Annotated in this window: 1 protein-coding gene; it reads left to right on the top strand. The window is 52.1% G+C overall.

Annotated elements, in window-relative coordinates; translation table 11 throughout:
• Window positions 1-409 (top strand): FAD-dependent oxidoreductase (locus tag ACYVTD_RS17315; protein ID WP_461248872.1); only part of this gene is annotated, 409 nt, incomplete at both ends.

Raw genomic sequence — 409 nt, 5'->3', positions numbered from 1 at the left:
TCATAGGAGCGGGCCTTATCGGCTTAAAGTGCGCGGAAGGCATCCACAAGAGTGTAAAACACATAACGGTAGTCGATCTCGCCCCGCGCATTTTGTCGAGTATCCTTGACGACGACGGGGCGAAAATCGTCCAGGCCCATATCGAAAAAGAGGGCGTGGAATTCAAGCTCGCGGCAAGCGTAAAGAAGTTTGAAAACAAAAGGGCCGTTTTTGAAAACGGGGAACAAATAGACTTTGACGTACTAGTCCTCGCCGTCGGCGTGCGCCCGAACACCGCCCTTCTTAACGGGATAGCGAAAATCGAGCGCGGCATCATTGTCAATGAAAAATCGGAAACGTCCGCAAAGGACATTTTCGCCGCGGGCGATTGTACCCAAACGCTCGACGTGTCAAGCGGACAGAGCAAAAT

The sequence above is a fragment of the Treponema sp. R6D11 genome, from assembly GCF_054786075.1.
Note: the sequence above shows the minus strand (reverse complement) of the source record. Positions and strands in the feature narration are given on the sequence as shown.